At 46.0% G+C, this 22,470-nt stretch carries 22 protein-coding genes; 10 read left to right on the top strand and 12 right to left on the bottom strand.

Features of this window, described 5'->3' with window-relative positions; all coding sequences use genetic code 11:
- Positions 1–5: 5 nt before the first annotated feature.
- The 9 genes from lafA to AK965_RS03155 form a co-directional block, all read right to left on the bottom strand.
- Entirely contained in the window at positions 6–854 is an 849-nt protein-coding gene (gene lafA, locus AK965_RS03195; RefSeq protein ID WP_099078244.1) for a lateral flagellin LafA, read from the bottom strand.
- Positions 855–1,079: 225 nt separating this feature from the next.
- Positions 1,080–1,850: an EAL domain-containing protein gene (locus AK965_RS03190; protein ID WP_172438061.1), complete on the bottom strand. Its 771-nt coding sequence runs from the start codon at positions 1,848–1,850 to the stop codon at positions 1,080–1,082.
- 19 nt (positions 1,851–1,869) lie between these two features.
- A complete protein-coding gene (gene flhA, locus AK965_RS03185; RefSeq protein WP_099078242.1) occupies positions 1,870–3,960 on the bottom strand; it encodes a flagellar biosynthesis protein FlhA in 2,091 nt (696 codons plus the stop codon).
- A 30-nt stretch (positions 3,961–3,990) separates the two neighbouring features.
- Positions 3,991–5,118, bottom strand: a complete 1,128-nt coding sequence (gene flhB, locus AK965_RS03180) for a flagellar biosynthesis protein FlhB (RefSeq protein WP_099078241.1) — start codon at positions 5,116–5,118, stop codon at positions 3,991–3,993.
- Complete coding sequence (gene fliR / locus AK965_RS03175) at positions 5,115–5,891, bottom strand: flagellar biosynthetic protein FliR (protein ID WP_099078240.1); 777 nt, start codon at positions 5,889–5,891, stop codon at positions 5,115–5,117. Before fliR ends, flhB begins: the two co-directional genes overlap by 4 nt.
- Entirely contained in the window at positions 5,891–6,160 is a 270-nt protein-coding gene (fliQ, locus tag AK965_RS03170) for a flagellar biosynthesis protein FliQ (protein ID WP_099078239.1), read from the bottom strand. Before fliQ ends, fliR begins: the two co-directional genes overlap by 1 nt.
- Before the next feature lie 12 nt (positions 6,161–6,172).
- A complete protein-coding gene (gene fliP / locus AK965_RS03165) occupies positions 6,173–6,940 on the bottom strand; it encodes a flagellar type III secretion system pore protein FliP (RefSeq protein ID WP_099078238.1) in 768 nt (255 codons plus the stop codon).
- Between the two features lie 18 nt (positions 6,941–6,958).
- Positions 6,959–7,327, bottom strand: coding sequence for a flagellar motor switch protein FliN (fliN, locus tag AK965_RS03160; protein ID WP_099078237.1), 369 nt, complete (start codon positions 7,325–7,327; stop codon positions 6,959–6,961).
- Complete coding sequence (locus AK965_RS03155) at positions 7,324–8,142, bottom strand: FliM/FliN family flagellar motor switch protein (protein ID WP_099078236.1); 819 nt, start codon at positions 8,140–8,142, stop codon at positions 7,324–7,326. The genes fliN and AK965_RS03155 overlap by 4 nt, the downstream gene beginning before the upstream one ends.
- 370 nt (positions 8,143–8,512) lie before the next feature.
- Here AK965_RS03155 and AK965_RS03150 point away from each other — a divergent pair, with 370 nt between their 5' ends.
- The 8 genes from AK965_RS03150 to fliJ are packed head-to-tail and all read left to right on the top strand — an operon-like array spanning position 8,513 to position 16,509.
- Positions 8,513–9,523, top strand: coding sequence for an OmpA family protein (locus tag AK965_RS03150; protein WP_099078235.1), 1,011 nt, complete (start codon positions 8,513–8,515; stop codon positions 9,521–9,523).
- On the top strand, positions 9,523–10,854 hold the full coding sequence (locus tag AK965_RS03145; protein WP_172438060.1) for a sigma-54 dependent transcriptional regulator: 1,332 nt from the start codon (positions 9,523–9,525) through the stop codon (positions 10,852–10,854). The genes AK965_RS03150 and AK965_RS03145 overlap by 1 nt, the downstream gene beginning before the upstream one ends.
- 15 nt (positions 10,855–10,869) lie before the next feature.
- Positions 10,870–11,226, top strand: a complete 357-nt coding sequence (fliE, locus tag AK965_RS03140) for a flagellar hook-basal body complex protein FliE (RefSeq protein ID WP_099078233.1) — start codon at positions 10,870–10,872, stop codon at positions 11,224–11,226.
- Between the two features lie 3 nt (positions 11,227–11,229).
- Entirely contained in the window at positions 11,230–12,981 is a 1,752-nt protein-coding gene (gene fliF, locus AK965_RS03135) for a flagellar basal-body MS-ring/collar protein FliF (protein ID WP_099078232.1), read from the top strand.
- Positions 12,944–13,963: a flagellar motor switch protein FliG gene (locus tag AK965_RS03130; protein WP_099078231.1), complete on the top strand. Its 1,020-nt coding sequence runs from the start codon at positions 12,944–12,946 to the stop codon at positions 13,961–13,963. Before fliF ends, AK965_RS03130 begins: the two co-directional genes overlap by 38 nt.
- A gap of 4 nt (positions 13,964–13,967) precedes the next feature.
- The gene (gene fliH / locus AK965_RS03125; protein ID WP_099078230.1) at positions 13,968–14,723 is read left to right on the top strand and encodes a flagellar assembly protein FliH; all 756 of its coding nucleotides are present in this window, start codon (positions 13,968–13,970) and stop codon (positions 14,721–14,723) included.
- Positions 14,716–16,065, top strand: a complete 1,350-nt coding sequence (fliI, locus tag AK965_RS03120; RefSeq protein ID WP_099078229.1) for a flagellar protein export ATPase FliI — start codon at positions 14,716–14,718, stop codon at positions 16,063–16,065. The genes fliH and fliI overlap by 8 nt, the downstream gene beginning before the upstream one ends.
- A gap of 3 nt (positions 16,066–16,068) precedes the next feature.
- Complete coding sequence (gene fliJ / locus AK965_RS03115; protein ID WP_099078228.1) at positions 16,069–16,509, top strand: flagellar export protein FliJ; 441 nt, start codon at positions 16,069–16,071, stop codon at positions 16,507–16,509.
- 53 nt (positions 16,510–16,562) lie between these two features.
- On the opposite strand, the gene AK965_RS03110 is transcribed toward fliJ, so the two are convergent.
- Both AK965_RS03110 and AK965_RS03105 read right to left on the bottom strand, forming a co-directional pair.
- Positions 16,563–18,734 carry an EAL domain-containing protein gene (locus tag AK965_RS03110; RefSeq protein ID WP_099078227.1) on the bottom strand — a complete coding sequence of 724 codons (2,172 nt, stop codon included), beginning with the start codon at positions 18,732–18,734 and terminating at the stop codon, positions 16,563–16,565.
- 115 nt (positions 18,735–18,849) lie between these two features.
- Positions 18,850–19,887 (bottom strand): trypsin-like serine protease, encoded by a 1,038-nt coding sequence (locus tag AK965_RS03105; protein WP_099078226.1) that lies wholly within the window; start codon positions 19,885–19,887, stop codon positions 18,850–18,852.
- A 251-nt stretch (positions 19,888–20,138) separates the two neighbouring features.
- On the opposite strand from AK965_RS03105, the gene AK965_RS03100 reads away from it, so the two are divergent.
- Together AK965_RS03100 and AK965_RS03095 are read left to right on the top strand one after the other, a co-directional pair.
- A complete protein-coding gene (locus AK965_RS03100; RefSeq protein ID WP_172438059.1) occupies positions 20,139–20,891 on the top strand; it encodes a phosphatase in 753 nt (250 codons plus the stop codon).
- A gap of 128 nt (positions 20,892–21,019) precedes the next feature.
- Positions 21,020–21,409 (top strand): cytochrome b562, encoded by a 390-nt coding sequence (locus AK965_RS03095; RefSeq protein ID WP_099078224.1) that lies wholly within the window; start codon positions 21,020–21,022, stop codon positions 21,407–21,409.
- 140 nt (positions 21,410–21,549) lie between these two features.
- On the opposite strand, the gene AK965_RS03090 is transcribed toward AK965_RS03095, so the two are convergent.
- Entirely contained in the window at positions 21,550–22,461 is a 912-nt protein-coding gene (locus AK965_RS03090) for a LysR family transcriptional regulator (protein WP_099078223.1), read from the bottom strand.
- Positions 22,462–22,470: the final 9 nt, after the last annotated feature.

The raw sequence follows: 22,470 nt of genomic DNA, 5'->3' as shown, positions 1-22,470 counted from the left end.
CTCTATTAACGCAGTAGCGACATTGCCATACCTGGTAGCTGGTTAGTTTGAGAAAGAACCGTTGTACCAGCTTGCATTAGCATTTGGTTCTTCGTCATGTTTGAAGATTCAACAGCAAAGTCAGCGTCAGTGATACGGCCTTTCGCTGCCGATGTGTTTTCAACCATGTTGCCTAGGTTCACTACAGTGTGGTCTAGGCGGTTGATTGTTGCACCCAATCCAGAGCGTGCTGCGCCAACTTCATCAATCGCTAAAACTAGCGCATCCATTGCTGCGCTTGCATCACCAGTGCTGCCAATGTCTAGGGCAGGTACTGTTGTTTTTAGAGCAGTATGTGCCGCAGTAACATCAGTATCTACTGTTGTTGCTAAAGATAGCGTTTCTGCAGAAGAAGAACCGATTTGTAGAGTAAGACCACCCGCTTTAATACCATTAGCAGTAATCAATGTATCACCAGCGTATTTGGTGTTATCCATGATGTTTTGTAGCTCAGTACCTAGTTCTGCAAATTCTTTTTGAAGAGCATCTTGGTCTTTTGCTGTGTTTGTGCCGTTTGCAGACTGAGTTGCTAGGTCGTTCATGCGGTACAGAATGTTAGTTGCTTCATCGAAAGCACCTTCCGCTGTTTGTAGCATAGACATACCGTCTTGTGCATTACGCATCGCAACGCTCATACCGCGAGTTTGAGCTTCTAAACGGTTAGAGATCTGTAGGCCAGCTGCATCGTCTGCTGCAGAGTTAATACGGTAACCCGTGCTCAAACGCTCCATTGCTGTGTTCAGTAGGTTACTAGTGTTGCTTAGCGTGTTTTGAGTAACCAGCGAAGCGTAGTTAGTGTGCATTGATAGAGCCATAATCTGTTCTCCTTGATTGTTCAATGTGGGACTATCGCCCCGCTCACTAACTAGAGGCGGTCGGTTGGTTTTAATGATTAATTGAAAATTTAAAAATTTTGCCAAAATCGCCAATTTTGATGGTTTTTGGTGATATCTATTCCAGAAAACTCGTGTTTTAAGGCTGTTCAGACATAAAAAAGGGCGAGTTCTTATTTCTGAACTCGCCCTTTATCGTTACCCTATTTATTCATCGTCGAACGATTTAAACGACAATGAGGTGGGAATATCACTGAAATAGCCAAAGTAATAATTCGCACCGAGTAAGCGGTAGCGATTGAGTTCATTTTGGCTGGCGACTCTCCCTGCTACCCAAGGAAATTGATTGTGACGAAGAAAGCGCGCGATAGGCAGAAACGCGTGCTGATCTTGTTTGTTTTCCATTGTCACGGATAGCTTAATCATATCAGGTTTAAACTCTGCTATGCGTTCGAAGTGCACTTGTCTGGTCGCGATTTCAAACCATAACGCATACGCGTTGTCTTTTAACAGCTCAACCAAAGTGGTGACTTGCTCGTGCAGGCAAAGGGATTCATCGGCTTGTAAAGAGGGCACGACATGTTGAAATGCTGCCTTGTGGAATTGAATCATCTGATTCAAAAAATGGCGGCCTGCTTGCCATAATAAGGCGTCGATCCGAATAGGCACAACGACATTGCTGATAAGATCCGGATGAAAGGTATCGAGCTGGAACTGAGTTTGGCGCAGGGCTAAATACAAGCTGTATAAATCTAAGCAATATTGCATTTGCTCAGACAATTCAAACTGATAAACACTCTGCTCGCCACGTACACCAAAGCGCAGGGTGAGGTGTTGGTATGCCACCTCACCGGTTTTGGTTTTACGGATGGCTTGACAGGCGTGTTGAATGTCATTGTGTTTGAGCGCATCAAACACCAGTTGGTCGTCGTCCGTGACAATATGTTGCAGTGCGAGGCCGCATAAATAATCGTACATCGCTGTTGTTGATATGAGATTAGCCAAGGTTTCCTACCACGTTGATCTGTTTATTTTCTGGAATTTCATTGTAAGACAGTACCGCCAATCCTTGGGTAAAGGTACGTGCGTAACGCGCCAGCAGTGGTCGCAATTGGGGCATCACCAGTAAGATGGGTGGCAAGCCTTGTTGTTTAAGTTGCTGACGAATCAAAGGCAAGTTCTGTTGGAACTGACTAAGGATGTTTGGCTCTATTGGGAAGCTATCGAGCATGACAGCGCCTGCTGTTTGGGCTTGTTGTAGAGAAGCCATCAGCATTTTCTCAAGTTCATCCGATAAAGCGTAGACATTCAGTTCGTTTTTTTGTCCTGCGACTAAGTTCACCAGAGTGCGTTTCAGCGCGCAGCGTACATCCGCCGCAAGCAAAATTGGCTCTTTGGTATTTTCAGAAGACTCCAACATGGTATTAGCGATGGTACGAATGTCTTTCAGTGGAACTTGGTCAAGCAGAAGCTGACGGTAGACCTTAAGTTGCTGTGCTGGGGTCAGTGCAGCGGCTAAGGCTTCGGCCAATTTGGGTGCTTGCGCAGTCAAACGTTGAGTCATGGCTTCAACGTCGTCATGGGTGAACAACTCAGCCAAATTGGTTTTCATGATTTTGCTGATGTGTGTCGCGATCACAGTACCATCGTCAACCACCTGATAGCCCATGTTGAGCGCTTTGGCTTTGTCTTGATGTTCAATCCAAACGGCAGGCAACTGGTAGGCAGGATCGCTGCCAAGAATACCATCGACTTCGCCATAGGTTTCACCAACGGCAATCGCCATGAGACGTTCTGGCTCGATAAAGCCTTGTTCAATAACTTCACCGTTCAACGCAATGGTGTATTGGTTTGGTTTTAAACTTAGGTTATCGCGAATACGCACTTCTGGTAGCAAGAAGCCCACTTGCTCAGAGAGGTTACGGCGCACGCCACGAATACGCTGTGCTAAAGGCGCACCTTGTTCTTTGTTGACCAAGTGAACCAAACGATAGCCCAACGCAAGAGACAGCGTGTGGACATGAGGAATATCGTCCCAAGTGAGTGCAGTTTCTTCTACCTGCATCGCATGAGAGAGCGCCTCCACTTGGTCGATTTGGGTATCTTGCACCGGCTTTTTGCTTTGTCGCCACCCTGCAAATGCCAACACGGCGGCAAAGGTGAAGAACGCAAGATGAGGCATACCCGGGACCATTCCAATGATTGCCATGATGGCCGCAACGGTATACAAGGTTGCTGATGTCGCGAGCAACTGCTTATGCATGGTTTCCGACATGCCGTCATCGCTGTCGTTAATGCGCGTCACGATAATGGCGGCCGCGGTTGCTAGCAATAGTGATGGAATTTGAGCAACTAAACCATCACCGATAGTCAACAGGGCATAAGTCTTGAAGGCTTCTGACGCTGGTAATCCGTGCTCGAACACACCAATGCTGATACCACCGATGATATTGATGAACAGGATAAGCAGACCCGCAACCGCATCACCACGAACAAATTTAGACGCACCATCCATTGAGCCATGGAAGTCGGCTTCGTTCGCGACTTCTTTACGGCGCTGACGGGCGGTTTCTTGGTCAATTAAGCCTGCGTTTAAATCGGCATCGATGGCCATTTGTTTGCCTGGTAGAGCATCCAAGGTAAAGCGTGCCGAGACTTCGGAAATACGCTCACCACCTTTGGTGATCACAACAAAGTTAATGATCATCAAGATGATGAACACCACCATACCGACCACGTAGTTACCGCCGATCACCACTTCACCGAAGGCTTGAATTACCTTACCAGCAGCATCGCTGCCGTTGTGACCTTCAAGCAATACGATACGCGTTGAAGCCACGTTTAGAGTGAGGCGAAGTAAGGTCGCGACCAGCAAAATGGTTGGGAAAATCGAAAAATCGAGAGGTCGCTTCGCTGTCGTGCTGACCAGTAATACCAAGATCGCTAACACGATATTGAAGGTGAACAGCGCGTCCAATAGCAATGGTGGTAAAGGCAAGATGACCATTGCCAATACCATCAACAAGACGATTGGAATACCAATGTAGCCTTTAGTGGAAGTTTGAAGGTGTTTTAACCGGTTAAACATACTCTGTGTCCTTGGGTAAACGCGGGTTAATCAGTGTTGCAAATGCTTTGGAATTGAAAAATGAGGCAAAGGCGTCGGTTCCTTTCCGTCCCCTTTACGAAAGGCTTTCAACTGCAAAACGTAAGTTAAAATATGGGCCACTGCGATATAGAGTTGGCTCGGAATGGCCTGCTCAATCGCTGTGGTGTGATAAATCGAACGAGTCAGCGGCGGCGAGTTGATGATCTCGACTTTGTTCTCGCGGGCGATGCGTTGAATGTGCATCGCGGTTTCATCGACGCCTTTTGCCACCACAAATGGTGCATCGGACAGCGACGGCTCGTACTTCAATGCCACGGCGTAGTGGGTCGGGTTGGTGATCACCACGTCTGCGGTTGGCACCATTTTGTCGATTTTACGGCGAGCAAACTGCTGCTGAATTTGGCGAATGCGTTGTTTAACTTCTGGTCGACCTTCGTTGTTCTTGAACTCCTCTTTGAGTTCTTGTTTGGTCATGCGCAGCTCTTTGAGGTGCTCCCAGCGTTGGTAAGGAATATCAAGTACCCCAAACAGCAATAGGGCGAACCCCATCAGCAGCAGACCTTCAAACAAAATCGACATGATCAGTGAGAAGCCTTGGCTGAGTGGTAAGTTTTGCATGCCAAGTAGCGGCTGTAGATGGTTGTCTAGGTAGCCATAAAGAATGCCGAAGATGACGAGTACTTTAAAAGTCGATTTGACCAATTCCACAAGTGAGCGAGTAGAGAAAATACGTTTAATGCCAGAGATAGGGTTCAGTTTGCTGAGTTTTGGCATGACGTTCGCAAGGCGGAACATCCACCCACCCAGCACCATGCTGCTGCCAAAGGTGACAATGATGATTACTGAGAAGAGGGGCAATAGCATCTCAATGATCACCGCCAAGCTCTGACCAAGGTGTTCCACCAATTGCTTTGGGTTTTCCAAGTCGGCTTTGGTTAGGGTCATGTTGTAACGGAATACGCCAGACATGCTTTCCCAAATACTGTTGAGTTGGGAATAAAAAAACATCGCAACGGCTAGGAAGATAACGGCGGTAGTGAACTCTTTTGCGCGCGGAATTTGCCCTTCCTGACGGGCTTTTTTGACCTTCTGGGGCGAGGCTTTCTCGGTTTTGTCTTGAGACGACTGTTCGCTCATGCGCCCCCCAACATAAAGTTATTCAAGAAACGAATGGTGTCGTGAACTAACGCGGTATAGCGACTAGGCACGCCAGAGACAGAGATCAACACGCTGAACAAACCTAAGAGCATGGTCATGGGAAAGCCCAACGCATAAACGTTGAGTGATGGCGCTGCTCGGTTCATCACACCAAAGCTGATGTTGGCGAGCAGCATAGAAACGATCGCTGGTAACGCTAAGGCAAGCGCAGAAGCAAACATCCACCCAAAGATGTTCACAACGCCTTGCAAGGAAAGGGCGGAGATACCCGATCCCACAGGCCAAATGACAAAGCTTTGAATGACGATATCGATAACCAATAAATGCCCTTCAAGTGCAAGAAACAACAAGGTCGAGAAGATAAGGAACATGCGGCCTAGAATCGCCACAGACAAACCATTAACCGGATCGTTCATCATCGCCATACCCAAGCCCATTTGTAACGAGATAGTCTGGCCGAGCATGGTGAATACATTGAACAACATATGCAGGATTAAGCCGAACATCAGGCCCCATATCGCCTGTTCGAAGGCTAAGAAAAGCGAGGTCATCGAGAACAGTTCGACTTCTGGCATTGGTGGCATAAGTGGTGCGGTGATCACCACAATCGAGAGCGCAAGCAAGCTGCGAACCCAGACTGGAATCAGCGCGTCACCAAAAAATGGCATGGAAATGAATACGGCACCGATGCGAAAAAATGGCCACCACAGCTGACCTAGAATCACGGACAGTTCCGCAAACGTGATCGCCATTAGCCGATCATCCCTGGAATATTGTGGAACAAGAAATCAAACAATTCCATGATTTTACGTAGCATCCAGTGACCCGCAAAAATCACCATCAGCAGCGTGACTAACAAACGTGGCAGGAAGCTGAGGGTTTGCTCGTTAATTTGCGTGGCAGCCTGAAATACCGCAATGCAAAGACCAACAATCAACCCCGGCAAAACCAAGACGGCTACCATCAAGATGATCAGCCAGACGGCGTCAGAAAATAGTGTAACGGTGAGTTCTGGTGTCATATTGCGCTCCCATTACCCAAAGCTGGCGGATAGTGTGCCGACAGTCATCGCCCAGCCATCCACCAGAACAAACACGACAAGCTTGAATGGCAGCGAGATGATCAGTGGTGACAGCATCATCATACCCATTGCCATCAATACACTGGCAACGACAAGGTCGATGATCAGAAACGGGATAAACAACATGAAGCCGATTTGAAATGCGGTTTTCAGCTCACTGATGACGAAAGCAGGCAACACGACAGCAAATGAAATATCTTCGACGTTTTGGTCGATAGGCTCGTTGGCAATACGCAGCATTTGCTCCAACGAGCTTTGGTGGGTTTGTGCCAACATAAAGTGACGAACAGGTTTTTCTGCCACCGAAAACGCTTGCATCAAGGTAATTTCACCCTTGTCATACGGCTTGAAGGCGTTGTCGTAAATATCGGTCCAGACAGGGCGCATGATAAGCAGCGTCAACGTTAGTGCAATGCCGACCAAAACTCGGTTTGGCGGACTCTGCTGCAAGCCTAACGCCTGACGCAATATGGCTAATACTACGATAATGCGTGTAAAGCTTGTGGCCATCAAGATGAAGGCCGGCAAGAAGCTGAGTGCCGTCATTAGCAAGAGGATCTGTAGCTTAACACTGTATTCTTGCTGCGTGTCACCGTCGGAAACGGATAAGATGGTTAAGCCATTGTCTGCCGCCATGGTTGGCAGCGTAAACAACAGTAAACCAAGTAATGTAATCACCAGTAAAGGCAACCGACACTGACTGTCACTCAGAACATTCATCGCGCAACCCACCTGAATTTATCGGCCAACGCCGCTAAGCGCAGAGTCATGGACATCGATCAGGCGTAGGCCATATTTGTCGTTAATGACCACGACTTCTGCTTGTCCCATCAGAGAACCATTTACTTTCACATCAAGAGGTTCGCCATTGAGTTTGTCCAGTTCAATCACTGTGCCTTCACCCGCTTTCATCAAATCGCCTAGTGGGATTTCTTTACTCGCGACTTCTAAGGTAACGGTAACAGGAATGCTTTTAAAAAAGCTCAAATCGCGTTCTGTTACCGGTTCTGCTTGGAATGGTTGCTCTGGGGCAAAGTCTTCTAGCTGAAAATCGTCAAAGTTCAAATCATCGGCGTCGAATGCTGTGGTTGCTTGGGCTTCGCTCATCGCTGCGATTCCTTATCTGGGTTAAAAATCAAAACAAGTTGATCGTCTTGCTCGGCAATACGACCAGTGAAAAGTGACTGATTGCCAATACTGACTGGCACAGTATTGAGTAACTCTATCGGTAAAATATCATTCGGCTTCAGTCCGATAACATCACTCAATGCCATATTTTTTTTACTGAGTACGACATTGAGTCGAACAGGCGTTGACGCCAGAGAACGGCAAAATGGCTGATACAGGTCGACATCGGATTGTAATTTCAATTGATCTATTAAGGTTTGAATCAACTGACTATCCAATTTGAGATGAACCGCACCTTGGCAGTCATCGAACGCGATAGAAAGCTCGGCATGCAGTCCGATGCCTCTTGGCGTTTCGTACTCGCAGGCTTGCCACATTTCTTGAGGTGCTAGCCAGTTGATGATGATTCGACTAATACGCTCTTGAAGGCGCAAGTCACTCGCAGTCAAGCTTGTAGAGGCGCGCTCTGTTGCCGCACCGTAAAAACGGTCAGCAAGCTTGATTAATGCTTGTGCGTCTCCGTAGATATACACCATGCCGCCATCTTGATGCTGATAAATGGAGGTTTGGTCTTTATCCAAGAAAGTTGGTGAAAATCTGTGTAGCTCTACTGAAACTAAGTTTGCTTCGATTTTGTTGGTGCTGAGCCAATTTTGTAATTCATTGGTTAGGCTAGAACAAGATTCTGAAATCAAACTTTCGAGCTTTTCTCGAATGATATGAATAGGTTTGCCTAATAATTCTACATCAAGAAGTTTGATGTCGGAAATAGGCTCGTTGTCTCTGCTTTCCATTTATATTTTACCGTGCCTTAACATTCGAAGTTGTTTTAACTTAATAGCGTGTAGTCTACACAGAGTTTTTTACTAACCTTTAGTTTCAACTTTAAATAATGTGACTTTAGTTCATATGTTGATTTGCGGAGGCAATGAGGCACTTTTCATAAAAAATAAAAAGAGTTATTTTTGTCCTATAAATTCAAGATAAGAATATAAGTTCATGTGTTAATTATCTGGAATGATCGGTTAAATTCACAGCAATTCTTGAACACAAACATCATGCGTTACTTTCTGATCATGAAGCCATTCATTTATAGGTACGAGTGGAAATTCGTTCTTTGTACGCTTATTGACCACTTTCAATGTTTTAGAATAGGGAATCAATATGATTAACTATGCCAGACACCCTAATATGATGGCATATTTGAGAAATCTAACTAAGTCAAGGTTATGTAATAAATACGTTTTAACAAAAATATCAAAACTTATATTTGTCATGATTATGACATGGTCAAAATTAACCTTGGCAGGTGAAAGTGTCATTGTTCCTATGGATCTATCGAGTTGGGATTATAAAGGAAATCAACTTGAATGCAGATTAATTCATACGGACATTCCATATGGGAAGTTTTACTTCCGGGCGGAAACTGATAATCGCCTTTTTTTTATTTCAGAAGTAAAAGATGGCGATGAAAAATGGAATAGCGCTTCTCTTCAAACTCAAAGTGCCCCATGGAATGGTGAGCTGATAACGAATTTATTAGCGTCACAAACTGCTCCAGAAGCAACGCGTCGATTTGAATTCGTAAAAGGAAGTGAGTTACTTCTTGATGGTATTACTAAAGGAAAATGGGTTACACTGTCACTTATGGGGAGTGATGCTTCCTCGCTTTCCGAGCTGACGTTGCCAACCATTCAAATTCAACCTGCTTTAGCGTCATTTAAAGCGTGTCGTGAGCGGTTACCTAAATTGTCTTTTTCGCAAGCACGTGATCTGGTCCTGCCTTTCCAATTTGGGCAAAAAACACTGACCCCATCTCAGTTAGAAACGATTGCTGCGTTATACAGTTATGTGTCTGCTGATAACCGAGTCACTAAAATCCTTGTAGATGGGCACACAGACAACGTTGGTTCCGATGTAGTTAACCTCACTATATCTCGTCAACGCGCTGAACAAGTTGCCAAAGCCCTTGTCGGCAAGGGAATCGATGCCAACCTCATTGAAGTGAGAGCGCATGGTTCTCGCTATCCGATTGCTAGTAATAACACCAGTGCAGGACAAATGAAAAATCGTCGGGTGACGTTGCGCCTTGTTCGAGACAACGAGCGCGTTATTGCTAAAAACCATAAAGAATTGAAACAACACACTCAACAAAAGAAGGTCAAGGTTCAATGATGACGAAAACGGATATTTTGTTGGTAGAGCCCAATGAAAGTCTTGCTCAACCCGTATTGGATGTACTTGAGAGTGCGGGTTATTCCGCTCGACATTCTCGTACAGGCCGAAGTGCACTATTAGAAGAGAGAGCAAGCATTACCTTGGTCAGTTCAACACTACCGGATATGTGTGTTCGTGAGTTTGTAGTGTGTCACCAGAGGCAACGAAACGTAGGTGTTGTGATTGCGATTGTCGATCAAGAACAAGGCCTTCTCGCGGCAGAAATCATGAATTCAGGGGCGACTGACTATCTATTGCGTCCATTTGAAACCAATCAACTACTGAATTTACTGAAACGTGTTGAAGCACTGGGTAAACCATTGGCTAATATAGTGGCCGAGTCTTGGCGTAGTAAGCAGGTACTTCAATTGGCACATCGCGCTGCCTGTACGAACGCGAGTGTATTGATAACGGGTGAGTCAGGCACCGGGAAAGAAGTGCTCGCACGTTATGTGCACGAGCACTCTCCACGTTTGGATGGTCCTTTTGTTGCAGTGAACTGTGCGGCTATCCCAGAATCTATGCTTGAAGCGGTGTTGTTTGGTCATGTGAAAGGGGCATTTACTGGCGCGACTGGCTCCCAAAGCGGAAAATTTGAAGAGGCCAATGGTGGCACGATATTACTCGATGAAATCGGTGAAATGTCTCCAGCAGTGCAGGCCAAACTATTGCGTGTTTTACAAGAGCGCGAAGTTGAGCGTGTCGGCAGCCATAAAGCGATTCAATTGGATATTCGCGTGATTACTGCGACAAACAAAGACCTACGTGAAGAAGTGCAAAAAGGCACATTCCGTGAGGACCTCTACTACCGTCTTGATGTTTTACCTTTGCACTGGCCTCCGTTGCGCGAGCGTAAAGAGGACATTCTACCTATCAGTCAATTCTTTATCGAAAAATACCAAGACAGCAGCCGTTGTCGTTTGTCTCAGGATGCGATCTCTGCGCTGTGTCAGTATCACTGGCCAGGGAATATTCGTGAACTCGAAAATGTCATTCAACGTGCGTTAGTGATGCGTCACGGTGACTACATCACTGCCCATGATCTGATGCTACCGATTGATTTTCTCGTTCGAGTGCCTTCTGCGGAGCCAACCTCAAGTTTTGGTCACGTTGAGGCAAAGAAGCAGGCGGAGTATCAATTTGTCTTGGAAAAATTACGTCAGTTTGGTGGAAACCGAACCAAAACCGCAAATGCTTTGGGCGTATCTACCCGAGCGTTGCGTTACAAGCTCGCAGCAATGCGTGAACACGGTATTGATTTACAGTCGGCGCTAGGCTCGGCTGCCTAAAAGGAGAAACAGTAAATGGCAAGTCAACCTACCAACGCGATCTCGGCAGAGCAATTAATGCTGTCGAAAATGGAGATCATGAGAACTCAGGTTCAGCAGCCAGAATTTGTCGTAAGTGCTAACCCGATCGACAAGCAATCTCTGAATGCACCGTTATCGTTTTCTCAAGCAATGACCAGTGTGTTGGATTCGGTGAACCAGCACCAATCGGTGGCCAGTCAGAAAATGACAGCGGTAGAAACGGGGAAAAGTGATGACTTGGTTGGAGCAATGGTGGCAAGTCAAAAAGCGAGCTTGTCTTTCAATGCACTGATGCAGGTACGCAACAAGGTTGTGGCCTCTTTTGACGATATTATGAAAATGCCGGTGTAATCTATGTCAGAAATTACTCCCCAAGTTGCCGGAAACACGGCAATGCCTATGAGTTCAACACAAACGCTATCCTCTTCAAAAGGGATGGATGATGTGAAATATAAAATCAGACAGTTGTGGTCAAGCAGCCAGCGTAACCTTGTGTTGTCCGCCGTATTGGCAGCCATTGTTGCCGCGATTATTGTGGTCGCGTTGTGGAGTTCTTCTCAGAGCTTCCGACCGCTATATAGTCAGCAAGAGCGTTTCGATATCGGTGAAATCATCTCAGTGCTTGAAAGCGAAGGCATTAGCTACCGCATGCAAGAACAAAACGGCCAAGTGTTGGTGTCGGAGGGTGAAGTTGCCCGCATCCGCATGCTGCTTGCTTCGAAAGGGGTGAAAGCGAAATTGCCAACGGGTCTGGATTCATTAAAAGAAGACAGCTCGCTAGGTACCAGCCAGTTTATGGAAACGGCACGTTATCGCCACGGTTTAGAAGGTGAGTTAGTGCGCACTATCATGTCGCTAAATGCAGTAGCGAATGCACGTGTCCACCTTGCGGTTCCTCGTCAAACCTTGTTTGTGCGCCAAAACACGGAAAACCCTTCGGCTTCTGTGATGTTAGAGCTTAAGCCGGGGGAAGATCTGAAGCCTGAGCAGGTCGAAGCCATCATCAACCTAGTGGTTGGCAGCGTGACAGCAATGAAGCCTGAATTTGTCTCGGTGATTGACCAATACGGTCGACTACTGAGTGCGGATGTGGCTTCTGCTGAAGCGGGCAAAGTGAATGCGAAATACCTTGAATACCAAAAGAGTGTTGAGAAGCAAATCATCCAGCGCGCGGCTGACATGCTGACGCCGATCGTGGGGCCAAGTAACTTCCGCGTACAAGTTGCGGCGGATATGAACTTTAGCCAAGTCGAAGAGACACAAGAGATCCTCGATAACGCACCGGTCGTTCGTAATGAACACACTATCCAAAACAACTCCGTTGACCAAATTGCATTAGGTATTCCGGGCTCTTTGAGCAATCAACCACCTGTAACCGGTGAAACGCCAACCAACGATAGCCAGAACACCAATGCACGTTCAGAAGTTAATCGCCAATATGCGGTAGGCAGCAGTGTGCGTCGAACTCAGTACCAACAAGGTCAAGTTGAAAAGCTCAGCGTGTCAGTTCTGCTTAACTCGCAAGCCGCACCGGATGGTGTCGCATGGAGTGAAGCGGATAAATCGCAAATCTCAACCATGATCATGGACGCGGTGGGTATCTCGAATGCACGTGGTGACAGCTTGAGTTTGATGAGCTTTAACTTCACCCCAATTGTGATCGACGCGCCGCCAGCACTGCCTTGGTGGCAAGACCCAACAGTTCAGCAGCCCTTACGTTACGTTATTGGTGGCATGTTGGGTCTGGCGATGATTATGTTCGTTCTTCGTCCACTGATCATGCACCTAACTGGCGCAGACAAGCGTTCTTCTGAGTTGGAGTTCGCCCCGCCGCAAGATGAACCAAGCTATGATAATTTACAGACTCGTGAAGAGTACGAGTATGAAGATGTACTTAATCGTCGCCTATCCGAGAAAGGTATAGCTCTGTCTTCTGGACTGGATGTCAACAGCGATATGTTGCCACCGCCAGGATCACCACTAGAGATCCAACTTAAACACCTACAGCTTATTGCAAATGAAGAGCCAGAGCGTGTAGCCGAGATATTGAAACAATGGGTAAACATCAATGAACACAGCACAGTCAACGTCGAAGCAGACGCTTAGTTATGTAGAACAAACCGCACTGGTGCTGCTCGGCATGGGTGAGGACGCGGCGGCGAAGGTGTTGCAACATTTTAGTCGAGACGAAACACAGTGTGTTACTCGTGCAATGGCGAAACTCAACGGCATCAAAAGTGAGTCTGCTCGTACGGTGATTCAGAACTTCTTTGAAGACTTTAGTGATCACAGTGGTATTCGCGGTGCTTCAAAAGAGTACTTGTCGAATACGCTGCGCAAAGCGTTGGGTAATGATTTAGCGAAAGGCTTACTTAATAACCTATACGGTGATGAAATTCGCAACAATATGAAACGTTTGCAATGGGTTGAAGCGGAAACATTGGCGCGGTTTATCGTCAATGAGCATCCGCAGATGCAGGCGATTTTCCTGGCTTACCTACCCGCGGATAGCTCTTCTGTGGTATTGAAGCATCTGCCACAAGATTATCATGATGAGATCTTATTCCGCATTGCACAACTACAAGACATTGACCATCAAGTAGCGAATGATCTGCACGAATTGGTGGAACGTTGCATTGAGAAAGTGTCCGCTAATCAGAGCGTACCCCTGTCGGGCGTCAAACAGGCGGCCGACATCATTAACCGTTTTGAAGGTGATCGAGCGTCGTTGATGGAAATGCTTAAACTTCACGATGCCGATGTTGTCAATGAGATCGAACAGAACATGTTTGACTTCATGGTTCTCGGCCGTCAGCGCGAAGAAACGATGGATATTCTTGTGCAACAAATTCCACTAGAAATGTGGGCAGTGGCGCTAAAAGGATCTGAGATTACGTTGCTGCAAGCGATCAAACGCTCTATGCCACAGCGCATGGTAAAAGCACTAGAAGATGAGATGGAGTCACGTGGTGCGGTGGCATTAAGCCGCGTTCATCGTGCACGTAACGACATCATGCAGATGGTTCGCGAACTGGATGATGCAGGTGAAATCCAGCTGGTTCTTTATGAAGAGAAAACGGTGGAATAACACAATGGCAGAGAGAAGATCCACTATCATGCGTTTACCTCCGAATGGTTATCGTTTACATCGATTCCCTCCGTTAGCTAAGCCAGTTACGATTGAAGATGATTTTGTATCGGAAAGCCAGAACTGGCAAGAGACTCAAGTTGATATTCAGCAGCAATTAGAAGTTGGTTTTCAACAAGGCTTGCAGCAAGGTCACGAGGAAGGTCTACGTCAAGGCATTGAGCAAGGTAAGCAGAAAGGCCTTCTAGAAGGGCAGAAAGAAGGTTTTCAGAAAGGTTTCGTATCTGGAGAGCAATCGGGTAAACAAAGCTTTTTAGAGGCAGCAAAACCGGTCAACGAACTTTATCAAGCCTTGTCTCGTTGGCAAAGTGAGAAAGAGCAACAGCAGCGTCAAATGATCTGTGAACTTGTTCAGAAAGTCGCGCAACAAGTGATTCGAGCGGAACTCACACTCATGCCTCAGCAGATTTTGGCGCTGGTGGATGAAACCTTATCGGCTATGCCGGGTAAAGCAGAAACGGTGACGGTGCATTTGAATCCGCAAGATCTTGAACGGATCACGCAAATCAATAAAGAGTTGTCATCGTCATGGAAGTTGGTTGCGAACAGCGAATTGCCGGTAGGTGGTTGTCACTTGGTGACGGATGATGCAGAGGCTGATGCGAGTTGTGATTCTCGATTACAAATTTGTATGGATAACGTAAAGCAGCATTTGCTGGACGAAGTTCCTCTCCCTTCGGTTGAAGTAGAAAATGAGTAGCACCTTAAGCCACGAACTATTGAATGAACGTTTGAGCGATGCATTAGCATCGCTCGATTCGATCCCTGTCGCCCGAGTTACCGGTCGCCTAATCAAGGTGAATGGGCTGATGCTACAAGCAGTGGGGTGCCGATTCAAACTAGAACAACGCTGTCTAGTCGAAACAGCGGAAGGCGATATGATTGAAGCGCAAGTGGTGGGCTTTGAACATACGGTTGCTTATTTGATGCCAATACGACGTTTAGGCGGGTTATTTGCTGGCGCAAAAGTGATCCCACTGGATGGCGACAGCACCGTACAACTTAGTTCGCAGTGGCTAGGGCGTGTGGTTAATGGGTTAGGCGAACCATATGATGATGGTGCGCCACTTAAGGGCGGTGATAGAGTTTCACTTGAGCCAAAACCGATCAACCCGCTTAAGCGTAGGCCAGTTGATACGCCGCTAGACGTTGGTGTCCGTACTATTAATGGGCTACTGACTGTCGGTAAAGGCCAGCGCATTGGTCTGATGGCCGGCAGTGGTGTTGGTAAAAGTGTTTTAATGGGTATGATCACGAAAAACACCGAAGCGGATGTGATCGTCGTTGGTTTGATTGGTGAGCGAGGGCGAGAAGTTCGAGAATTTATCGAACGAAATTTAACCCCAGAAGCACGCCAAAAAGCGGTCATTATTGCAGCACCCGCCGATGAATCACCATTAATGCGTTTGCGAGCGACGTTACTTTGCCATCGCGTAGCAGAATACTTTCGTGATCAGGGCAAAGACGTTTTATTGTTGATGGACTCGCTTACTCGCTATGCCATGGCGCAACGAGAAATCGCGTTGTCACTTGGCGAGCCGCCAGCATCGCGTGGTTATCCGCCCTCGGTATTCAGTGTATTACCGCAACTTTTAGAGCGCGCAGGGAACAGTGAAAACCCTCACGGCAGTTTAACCGCAATTTATACAGTATTAGCTGAAGGGGACGACCAACAAGATCCAGTGGTGGACTCAGCTCGGGCAATATTAGATGGTCACGTTGTTCTTTCTCGTCAATTGGCAGAGCAGGGGCATTATCCCGCTATTGATATCAATGCATCGATCAGCCGCTGTATGAACGCATGTACTCATGAAGCGCACAGCGCTATTGCGAACAATTTCCGTCAGTACTATTCCAATTATCTGCAGGTGAAAGAGTTATTGCCGTTGGGAGGATATCAGCCGGGGCAAGATCCGGAGTTGGATCAGGCCGTTTCGATGTACCCGAAATTGCGTGCTTATTTGCAGCAATCAGCGAATGAAGCGGTAGACTATCCAACCAGTTTAACCGCGTTGGCACAGATGTTTCAAAATGGGCAATAGTGCATGGAAGCCAAGTTAAAAGCCGTCGGCAAACTGCAACAAATGGAAGAAAAGCAGCGCGATAGAGTAGGTCAGAAGTTGGATGTCATGCGGCAGCGACACGCTCATTTATCGCTACAGTTGGCGCAGTTATCGGAACTGAAAGCGCATGCAGGGCATTCCGCATTGACGACGCCGACACTCAATAGCGCCACATTAATGAACCTTAATCGTGTCGATCACTTGCTGCAAAAGATGCTCCGTCACCATGAGCAAGAGGAAGCGCTGATGCAAGCAGAATGCGCCTCGGTACAAAAAACACTAGAGATCAAGCATGCTCGCATTAAGGGACTGGAAAAAGTGCTTGAACGCTGGCGCCAAAAGCAGAATTACGAGAAAGCCAAAAAAGAACAAAAACTGATTGAAGATATTATTAACTCGCGGCTAAAGCGAAGAACGTTATAAACGCCCTTTTATGTTCATTTAAATTTCATCTAATCTCCAGCTTCTTTTCAGGCTCAAAATGTGTTTAAAAATGTAAGTAGTGGTCTAGGTTTCGCCACACCGTAGCCTTGCGCGTAGGTGATACCTAGGTTTTTCAATATCTCTATATGTTTTTCAGTTTCCACAAACTCAGCAACAGTCTCTAAATGCATGTCATCGGCGACATTACAAATGGAGTTCACGATCAATCGGTCGGTTTCGCTATTTGGTAGATTGATGACAAATGCACCATCAATTTTCAATATGTCTAATGGCAGTTTGCGCAGATAAGCGAAACTCGCATACCCGGTGCCGAAATCATCAATCGCGATTTTACAGCCCGCCGTTCTCATCGCGACTAACGTATCAATCGCCTGTTGCTCATTCTGGAATGCGGCAGATTCAGTAATTTCAAAACAGATACGGGAAAGTGGGATGTTAAACGCTTTAGCTTGGTTGATAATGCTATCCGCTAAGTGTTCAACCCCAAGCGTTTTTGCGGTTAAGTTAATCGCGCATTTTTCAATGTGGCTCCAATCGCGAACAGACCCGCTCAGCATTTTAAATGTGTTATCAATAACCCAGTGGTCAAGCTCAACTTCTAAGCCGAACTGATTGATAAGAGGAAAAATCTCTGCAGGGGAAAGGTAAGTGCCATCGATGTTTTTTATCCTCAACAACACTTCGAAACTGCATGCGTTGTCCTGTTTGCCATTTAACTTAGCATAAGGTTGGCAATAAAGTTCGAACATGCCTTTTTTAAACACTTGTTGAATAAAGCTTAGTTTGTCTAATCCTCTCACTGGTACGTGATGCGTATCTAACCAGCGTATTGACTGGCCGTAACTCGGTTGCTGATCGCAAAGTGCAGACACGGTTTTCTCTATGTCATCGTCCAGTGAAGCATGAGTACAGTGCAATGTTGGCAGCACCAGCGATATCGATGTGCCTTGCCAATAAAACTGGAATTCATCAAGGTATTTAGTGAGACGGTTTAAATTAGAGTTGATGCGGCTATCGCGCAAAGCGTAACCAAGAATACCGATAGAGAAAGGTGGACGGAAGCAATGTGGTAAGCTGGTAATGCCTTTACATAAGTAATCATGAAGTTGTTGAATAAGCTGGGTCTTCCCTTCATGGTCCAAGTCAGATATTTTCGAAATCGTTGGCGCTAAATCTAAGTACACTAATACCAATGAACCGTGGAGCTCTAAGTCTTCTTTTAGCTGTGCAATGTTGTACAGGCCAGTGTATGGGTCGATTCGCTCGTACTGGATCTGCTTCTGAGCAAGCTCGTAGCGACGAATGGATTGACTGCCTAACAGGTACGCCAACGTCGTTGTTACGGCGGCAATCACGATCCATTCTAAGAAGTTAGCATAGTGCCCGTAGTTGAGATTTACCCGATGTATCTCATTTTGGATGATAGTGAGAATGGCAACAGAACCGAGCAAAAGAGGGCGGATTAATCCGTGTCTGCCAAAGCCCGATACAATGACGATCAACAATAGAAAACAGAGTATATTGGCAAGCAGTGGGCTTGAATGAGAAACCGCCACGGCCATAATGACCACGCACATGCCAAGCCAAGCGATGTAGCCTAGTTCTCGGCTTGATGAGACGCGCAAGTTGTCATCCAATTGAGTTATCCCGTTAGTGCGATCTTTTAGTAAGGCGTTCAGTGCGACATGCAGAAGTGGAGTGACTAACAGTTGGGTAAGATACAGCCCTAACGCAGAATAGATGAAAAACGTGCTGCTGGTTGGTGCATCATTAAACCAGTACTTAAGTAATGAGAAGGTTATCGCCCCTAGGATGGGTAGCATGCAGCCGAAAACGATGAAATATAACTTCATCGCCGAAAATACCGTTGAATGCTCTTGTTTATTTAGTAGTAGCTTAAACAGTTTGCAGCAGATGAAATGTATGAGAATCGTTGTGGCAGCAATGACAGCTGAGGTGTCAAAGGCTCTATTGGTGTATAAGTAATAGACAAGAAGTCCCAGAAAAGTGGGGGCTAATGCTTTACTATCGTAGCGGAAAAAGCAAACCACTAAGATGGCGCTAACAAACGAAATAACTTGATAAGTATCATATGCGATGACGAAAAACGAAGACAGTGCAAAAGCGATCATTACACTGGTGAAGATCGCAATGTTAAATTTTACAGCATCCACCACGTGTTTGATTTTAAAAGTGTTAGTCATTTCATTTCTCGGAGCTCGTCTGCCTATATACCCAAGTGACTTCAAGATGCTGGATTCAGATCGTTGTCATTGATTCGAGTCCAAGGGAGCAATGCTATGAAATAGCCTGCTATTTCTAACGTGTTTGACTGACGTTTCGTTTGACTAGGAGAGAAATAGTAAGCAATAGCACTAACCAATTTGTCGAACCGCCACTGCTGTTTTGATCGCTATTGCTGATCGTGTCTTTTGGTTCAAAACCGGAATCACCTTGACTGTGGTAGTCTTCGGTCTTTGCTAGTGAGGCATCATAACTGGTCTTATTACCCGCACTCGTTTGTGCTTCAATCCAAGACGTATAATTAAGTATTTCGGTAAAGACACTTGGAATGTCAGGTGATTCACAGATGCTCGAGCCGTAGCTAACAATCCCGATTTGTTGGTAAGTTCCGTTAGCATCTTGGTAAGTTAATGGGCCGCCAGAATCACCACGACAGATACTGGTATAGGTTTGGTTTGGGAACCCATTGGCACATAAGCTTTCCTGAGCATTATAGCCAGACACTAATGAGGCGCATTGAGTGTCAGTGAGAGGTTTGACTTCTGCCCAGAGTAAGGCGTTTGGTCCGGTTTCATCATTTGTCGACGTTTGACCTAAACCGAATATCTGATATTTAGATTGGCTGCTGTAATCACCAAAGTCTTGAGGTAGAGTAATGGACTCGACATTGTCGGTGATTGGGTGACTAAGCTCCAAAATCGCAATATCGTTGAGCCATAAATCACTGGCATTGTAGTCTGGGTGAATGGTAATTGTCCGGACGTCTTTAAATTCTTCAATATATACGTTGTCCATTGTGGGGTTCTTAACCAAGACACGAAGGTCGTCGATAGTCCACCGGTCAGTAAAGACATCTGACGTCACACAGTGAGCGGCAGTCATGATATAGCGGTCGTTGATAATTGAACCGCCACAAAGGTTCGAGAACTGTTTTTCACCAGAACGATGGAGAATGATACGGGCGAAAAATGGGAGTTGATTCTTTGCGGCTGGCTGTCCACCGATGATAAAGGCTGAAACCCCCGGGTTGCGCTCCGTGGCATTTTGAACGGCTGTAGCGAGTGTGGGAACGAGTAAGCATACGGTACCGAGTAAGACATTGATAAGTTTCATAAGACCTTTCCTTGGAGCTTAGTGTATATGTTGTACTTTATACTAATTTTGGATTCAATTTGGTCAAACAAATGATTCTCTGTGTATACATTCGCAAAATTAGTGCATTTCATCGTCAAACCACTTGGAAAGCGCTTACTATTACGCCTCGCTGTTTTTCTTGTGCTTGCTCCTGTAACCCCACGTCATCCTGCACCTTAAACTCATTTGGGTATACAATGGTTGCAACTGTGCACTCAAGAGAATGAATGATGGAATTAAAAGTTGATACTCATACACATACCTATGCGAGTGGCCATGCATACAGTACGTTGATTGAAAACGCTAAATTGGCAAAAGTGAATGGTCTGGATATGTTTTGTACCACTGACCACGCGGAATCAATGCCGGGTGCGCCTCACTACTGGTTCTTCTCAAACCAAAAAACGCTTCCTCGCTTTTTAGATGGAGTGGCGATTATTCGCGGTGTGGAATCAAACATTCTGAATACAGAAGGGGATATTGATATCCCGTCTAGTGTTGATCTCAACCTTGATTGGGTGATTGCGAGCTTTCACGAACCCGTCTTTATTCCCGCAAATAGAGCCATTCATACCGAAGCCTTGATTAATGTGATTAAAAATGGTCGTGTAGATGCGCTTGGGCATTTGGGCAACCCGAATTTTGACTTTGATTTTGACGCCGTATTAACGTGTGCAAAACAGTATAATGTGGCGATTGAAATCAATAACACCACACTGAAAGGCAACAGCCGCGTTGGTAGTGTGGAGCGTTGTTATGAGATTGCGAAAATAGGGAAAGAACTCGGTGTGTACTTTACCACGGGCAGTGACGCACATTTCTGTCATGATGTCGGTAATTTAAGTTTAGTCAGTGAGTTGATGGATGGTGTTGGCATTGACAGCTCTAAGGTGATCACTCACTCGACTGATCAGTTTTTGTCATTTCTAGAACGACGTGGCCGTAATCCTATCGTAGAATTTGACGAGATTCGCACTGCATAAACCTGATTACATTTTTGCCTGTGCACCAGCGAATAGATTGCTTTACACTGCGACTCCAATACTTGAGTAACCTTGGTTATGGGTATAAAAAGCTGACTCAGAATACGGCACACAATGGAGAAGTAAAAATGTTACGTCCTGTAGTTTTAGGGTGTGTGGTTGCGTTAGGCTCAACATACGCAATGGCAGAAGCCGTCGATTTAAAACAAAATATGAAGCAGATGAAAATGGATTTTAAACAGGCAGCGGGAGCATCGGATGTCGAAACCATGAAGTCTGCCATTGATAGCTTGCAAGCAATCGTCGAAGAATCTAAACGTGGTAACTACCCACCAGAAAAGTTTGACCTTTACCTAGAAGGTTTTAATAAACTGTCTGTCACGTTAGATAATATTGAATCAGACCTCGACGCAGGTAAGCTAACTGAAGCGAAAGAGCAATTGCGTGAAATTGATGGGTTACGTGAAGAGTATCACGACAAGCGTAACCCAAGTATCTGGAGCAAGCTGTTCGGTTGAACGCTCAGGTAATATTTAAATGAATACAAAAATCAGCCTGCCATTTGGTGGGCTTTTTGTTTCTTCGACGTCCAGCTCTTGCTTCCTCCCCTAAATCACTCTCAATACTATTGTGCGGTTATCGCCAACTTCTCTCGTTACTAAGTCGATGACTCGGTAGAGAAATATGACCTGAGCTTGTCTCTTAGCCAGATATTGGCAGGACTGTGTTTCATCCGGTTATGGGTGAGTAGCCGATATTTCACAGGAATGTTGGTGAAAGGAGCATCAAGCACTTGCAGATCGAGTCGCTCTGCAAATTGGTCAGCGATACTTCTTACCGTCGCTACTAAGTAATCACAGTTTGAGACCATCGTCATTTGAGACACCAATGAATCACATTCGGCAGCGACTTTGCGCTCCCCAATCGACTCTTTAGTAAAATAGTCAGCAAGATAAGCGTCCTCTCTTCGCAGTTTTAAGGTGACGTGCTTTTCAGCATAAAACTGCTCAAGCGTCAGTGAGTTTTGTATTCTCGGGTGCGCTTTTCGAGCAATGACGCAAATCTCATCATTTAAAAAAAACTCAGAGAAAAAAGAAGGTGCGGAGTAATTCGCGAAGTCGATCGCCAAGTCGGCTTTTTGTTGATTGAGGTTATGGATCAGTTTTTCTTCACTAGAAAGCGTAGGGTGTAACTCAATCTCAACCTGTCCTAGGCGAGTATCGGCCTCTATCTTCGGCAGTAGCATTAACATTACGGGTTCAGTGGTATAAACCACAAAACGACGTGAGTTCTCTGTGGAGAAACTGTCTATTCCTTCCAACGCATTTCGGATTTGATTGAGTGCGGGTTCAACTTGACGGGCTAACTCGTGAGCCTGATGCGTAGGCTCAATGCCTCGTCCTGAGCGAACGAAAAGTTGTACGCTTAGCTGCTGTTGAAGTCGTTTCAGCACCCCACTGACTCCGGGCTGAGTTAAACCCATGATGTCCGCTGCAACCGTGATTGAACGGTGCTGATAAACCGCAATAAACACGTGAAGTAAATTCAGGTCGATATTGGATCGTTGCACAAGCTCCTC

Origin of the sequence: Vibrio sp. PID17_43, from assembly GCF_002608565.1 — a bacterium.
Classification (GTDB): Bacteria; Pseudomonadota; Gammaproteobacteria; order Enterobacterales; family Vibrionaceae; genus Vibrio.
The sequence above is the reverse complement of the archived record's forward strand: the minus strand, read 5'-3'. Positions and strand labels throughout refer to the sequence as shown.

Bases quoted from the DNA above. Each gene is read 5' to 3' on its own strand.
- fliH (WP_099078230.1), top strand. From the start codon at position 13,968: ATGGCAGAGAGAAGATCCACTATCATGCGTTTACCTCCGAATGGTTAT.
- flhB (WP_099078241.1), bottom strand. From the start codon at position 5,118: ATGAGCGAACAGTCGTCTCAAGACAAAACCGAGAAAGCCTCGCCCCAG.
- fliF (WP_099078232.1), top strand. From the start codon at position 11,230: ATGTCAGAAATTACTCCCCAAGTTGCCGGAAACACGGCAATGCCTATG.
- flhA (WP_099078242.1), bottom strand. From the start codon at position 3,960: ATGTTTAACCGGTTAAAACACCTTCAAACTTCCACTAAAGGCTACATT.
- lafA (WP_099078244.1), bottom strand. From the start codon at position 854: ATGGCTCTATCAATGCACACTAACTACGCTTCGCTGGTTACTCAAAAC.
- AK965_RS03150 (WP_099078235.1), top strand. From the start codon at position 8,513: ATGATTAACTATGCCAGACACCCTAATATGATGGCATATTTGAGAAAT.
- fliJ (WP_099078228.1), top strand. From the start codon at position 16,069: ATGGAAGCCAAGTTAAAAGCCGTCGGCAAACTGCAACAAATGGAAGAA.
- fliR (WP_099078240.1), bottom strand. From the start codon at position 5,891: ATGGCGATCACGTTTGCGGAACTGTCCGTGATTCTAGGTCAGCTGTGG.
- AK965_RS03105 (WP_099078226.1), bottom strand. From the start codon at position 19,887: ATGAAACTTATCAATGTCTTACTCGGTACCGTATGCTTACTCGTTCCC.
- AK965_RS03095 (WP_099078224.1), top strand. From the start codon at position 21,020: ATGTTACGTCCTGTAGTTTTAGGGTGTGTGGTTGCGTTAGGCTCAACA.
- fliP (WP_099078238.1), bottom strand. From the start codon at position 6,940: ATGAATGTTCTGAGTGACAGTCAGTGTCGGTTGCCTTTACTGGTGATT.
- AK965_RS03110 (WP_099078227.1), bottom strand. From the start codon at position 18,734: ATGACTAACACTTTTAAAATCAAACACGTGGTGGATGCTGTAAAATTT.
- AK965_RS03145 (WP_172438060.1), top strand. From the start codon at position 9,523: ATGACGAAAACGGATATTTTGTTGGTAGAGCCCAATGAAAGTCTTGCT.
- AK965_RS03100 (WP_172438059.1), top strand. From the start codon at position 20,139: ATGGAATTAAAAGTTGATACTCATACACATACCTATGCGAGTGGCCAT.
- fliI (WP_099078229.1), top strand. From the start codon at position 14,716: ATGAGTAGCACCTTAAGCCACGAACTATTGAATGAACGTTTGAGCGAT.
- fliN (WP_099078237.1), bottom strand. From the start codon at position 7,327: ATGAGCGAAGCCCAAGCAACCACAGCATTCGACGCCGATGATTTGAAC.
- AK965_RS03190 (WP_172438061.1), bottom strand. From the start codon at position 1,850: ATGTACGATTATTTATGCGGCCTCGCACTGCAACATATTGTCACGGAC.
- AK965_RS03130 (WP_099078231.1), top strand. From the start codon at position 12,944: ATGAACACAGCACAGTCAACGTCGAAGCAGACGCTTAGTTATGTAGAA.
- fliQ (WP_099078239.1), bottom strand. From the start codon at position 6,160: ATGACACCAGAACTCACCGTTACACTATTTTCTGACGCCGTCTGGCTG.
- AK965_RS03155 (WP_099078236.1), bottom strand. From the start codon at position 8,142: ATGGAAAGCAGAGACAACGAGCCTATTTCCGACATCAAACTTCTTGAT.
- fliE (WP_099078233.1), top strand. From the start codon at position 10,870: ATGGCAAGTCAACCTACCAACGCGATCTCGGCAGAGCAATTAATGCTG.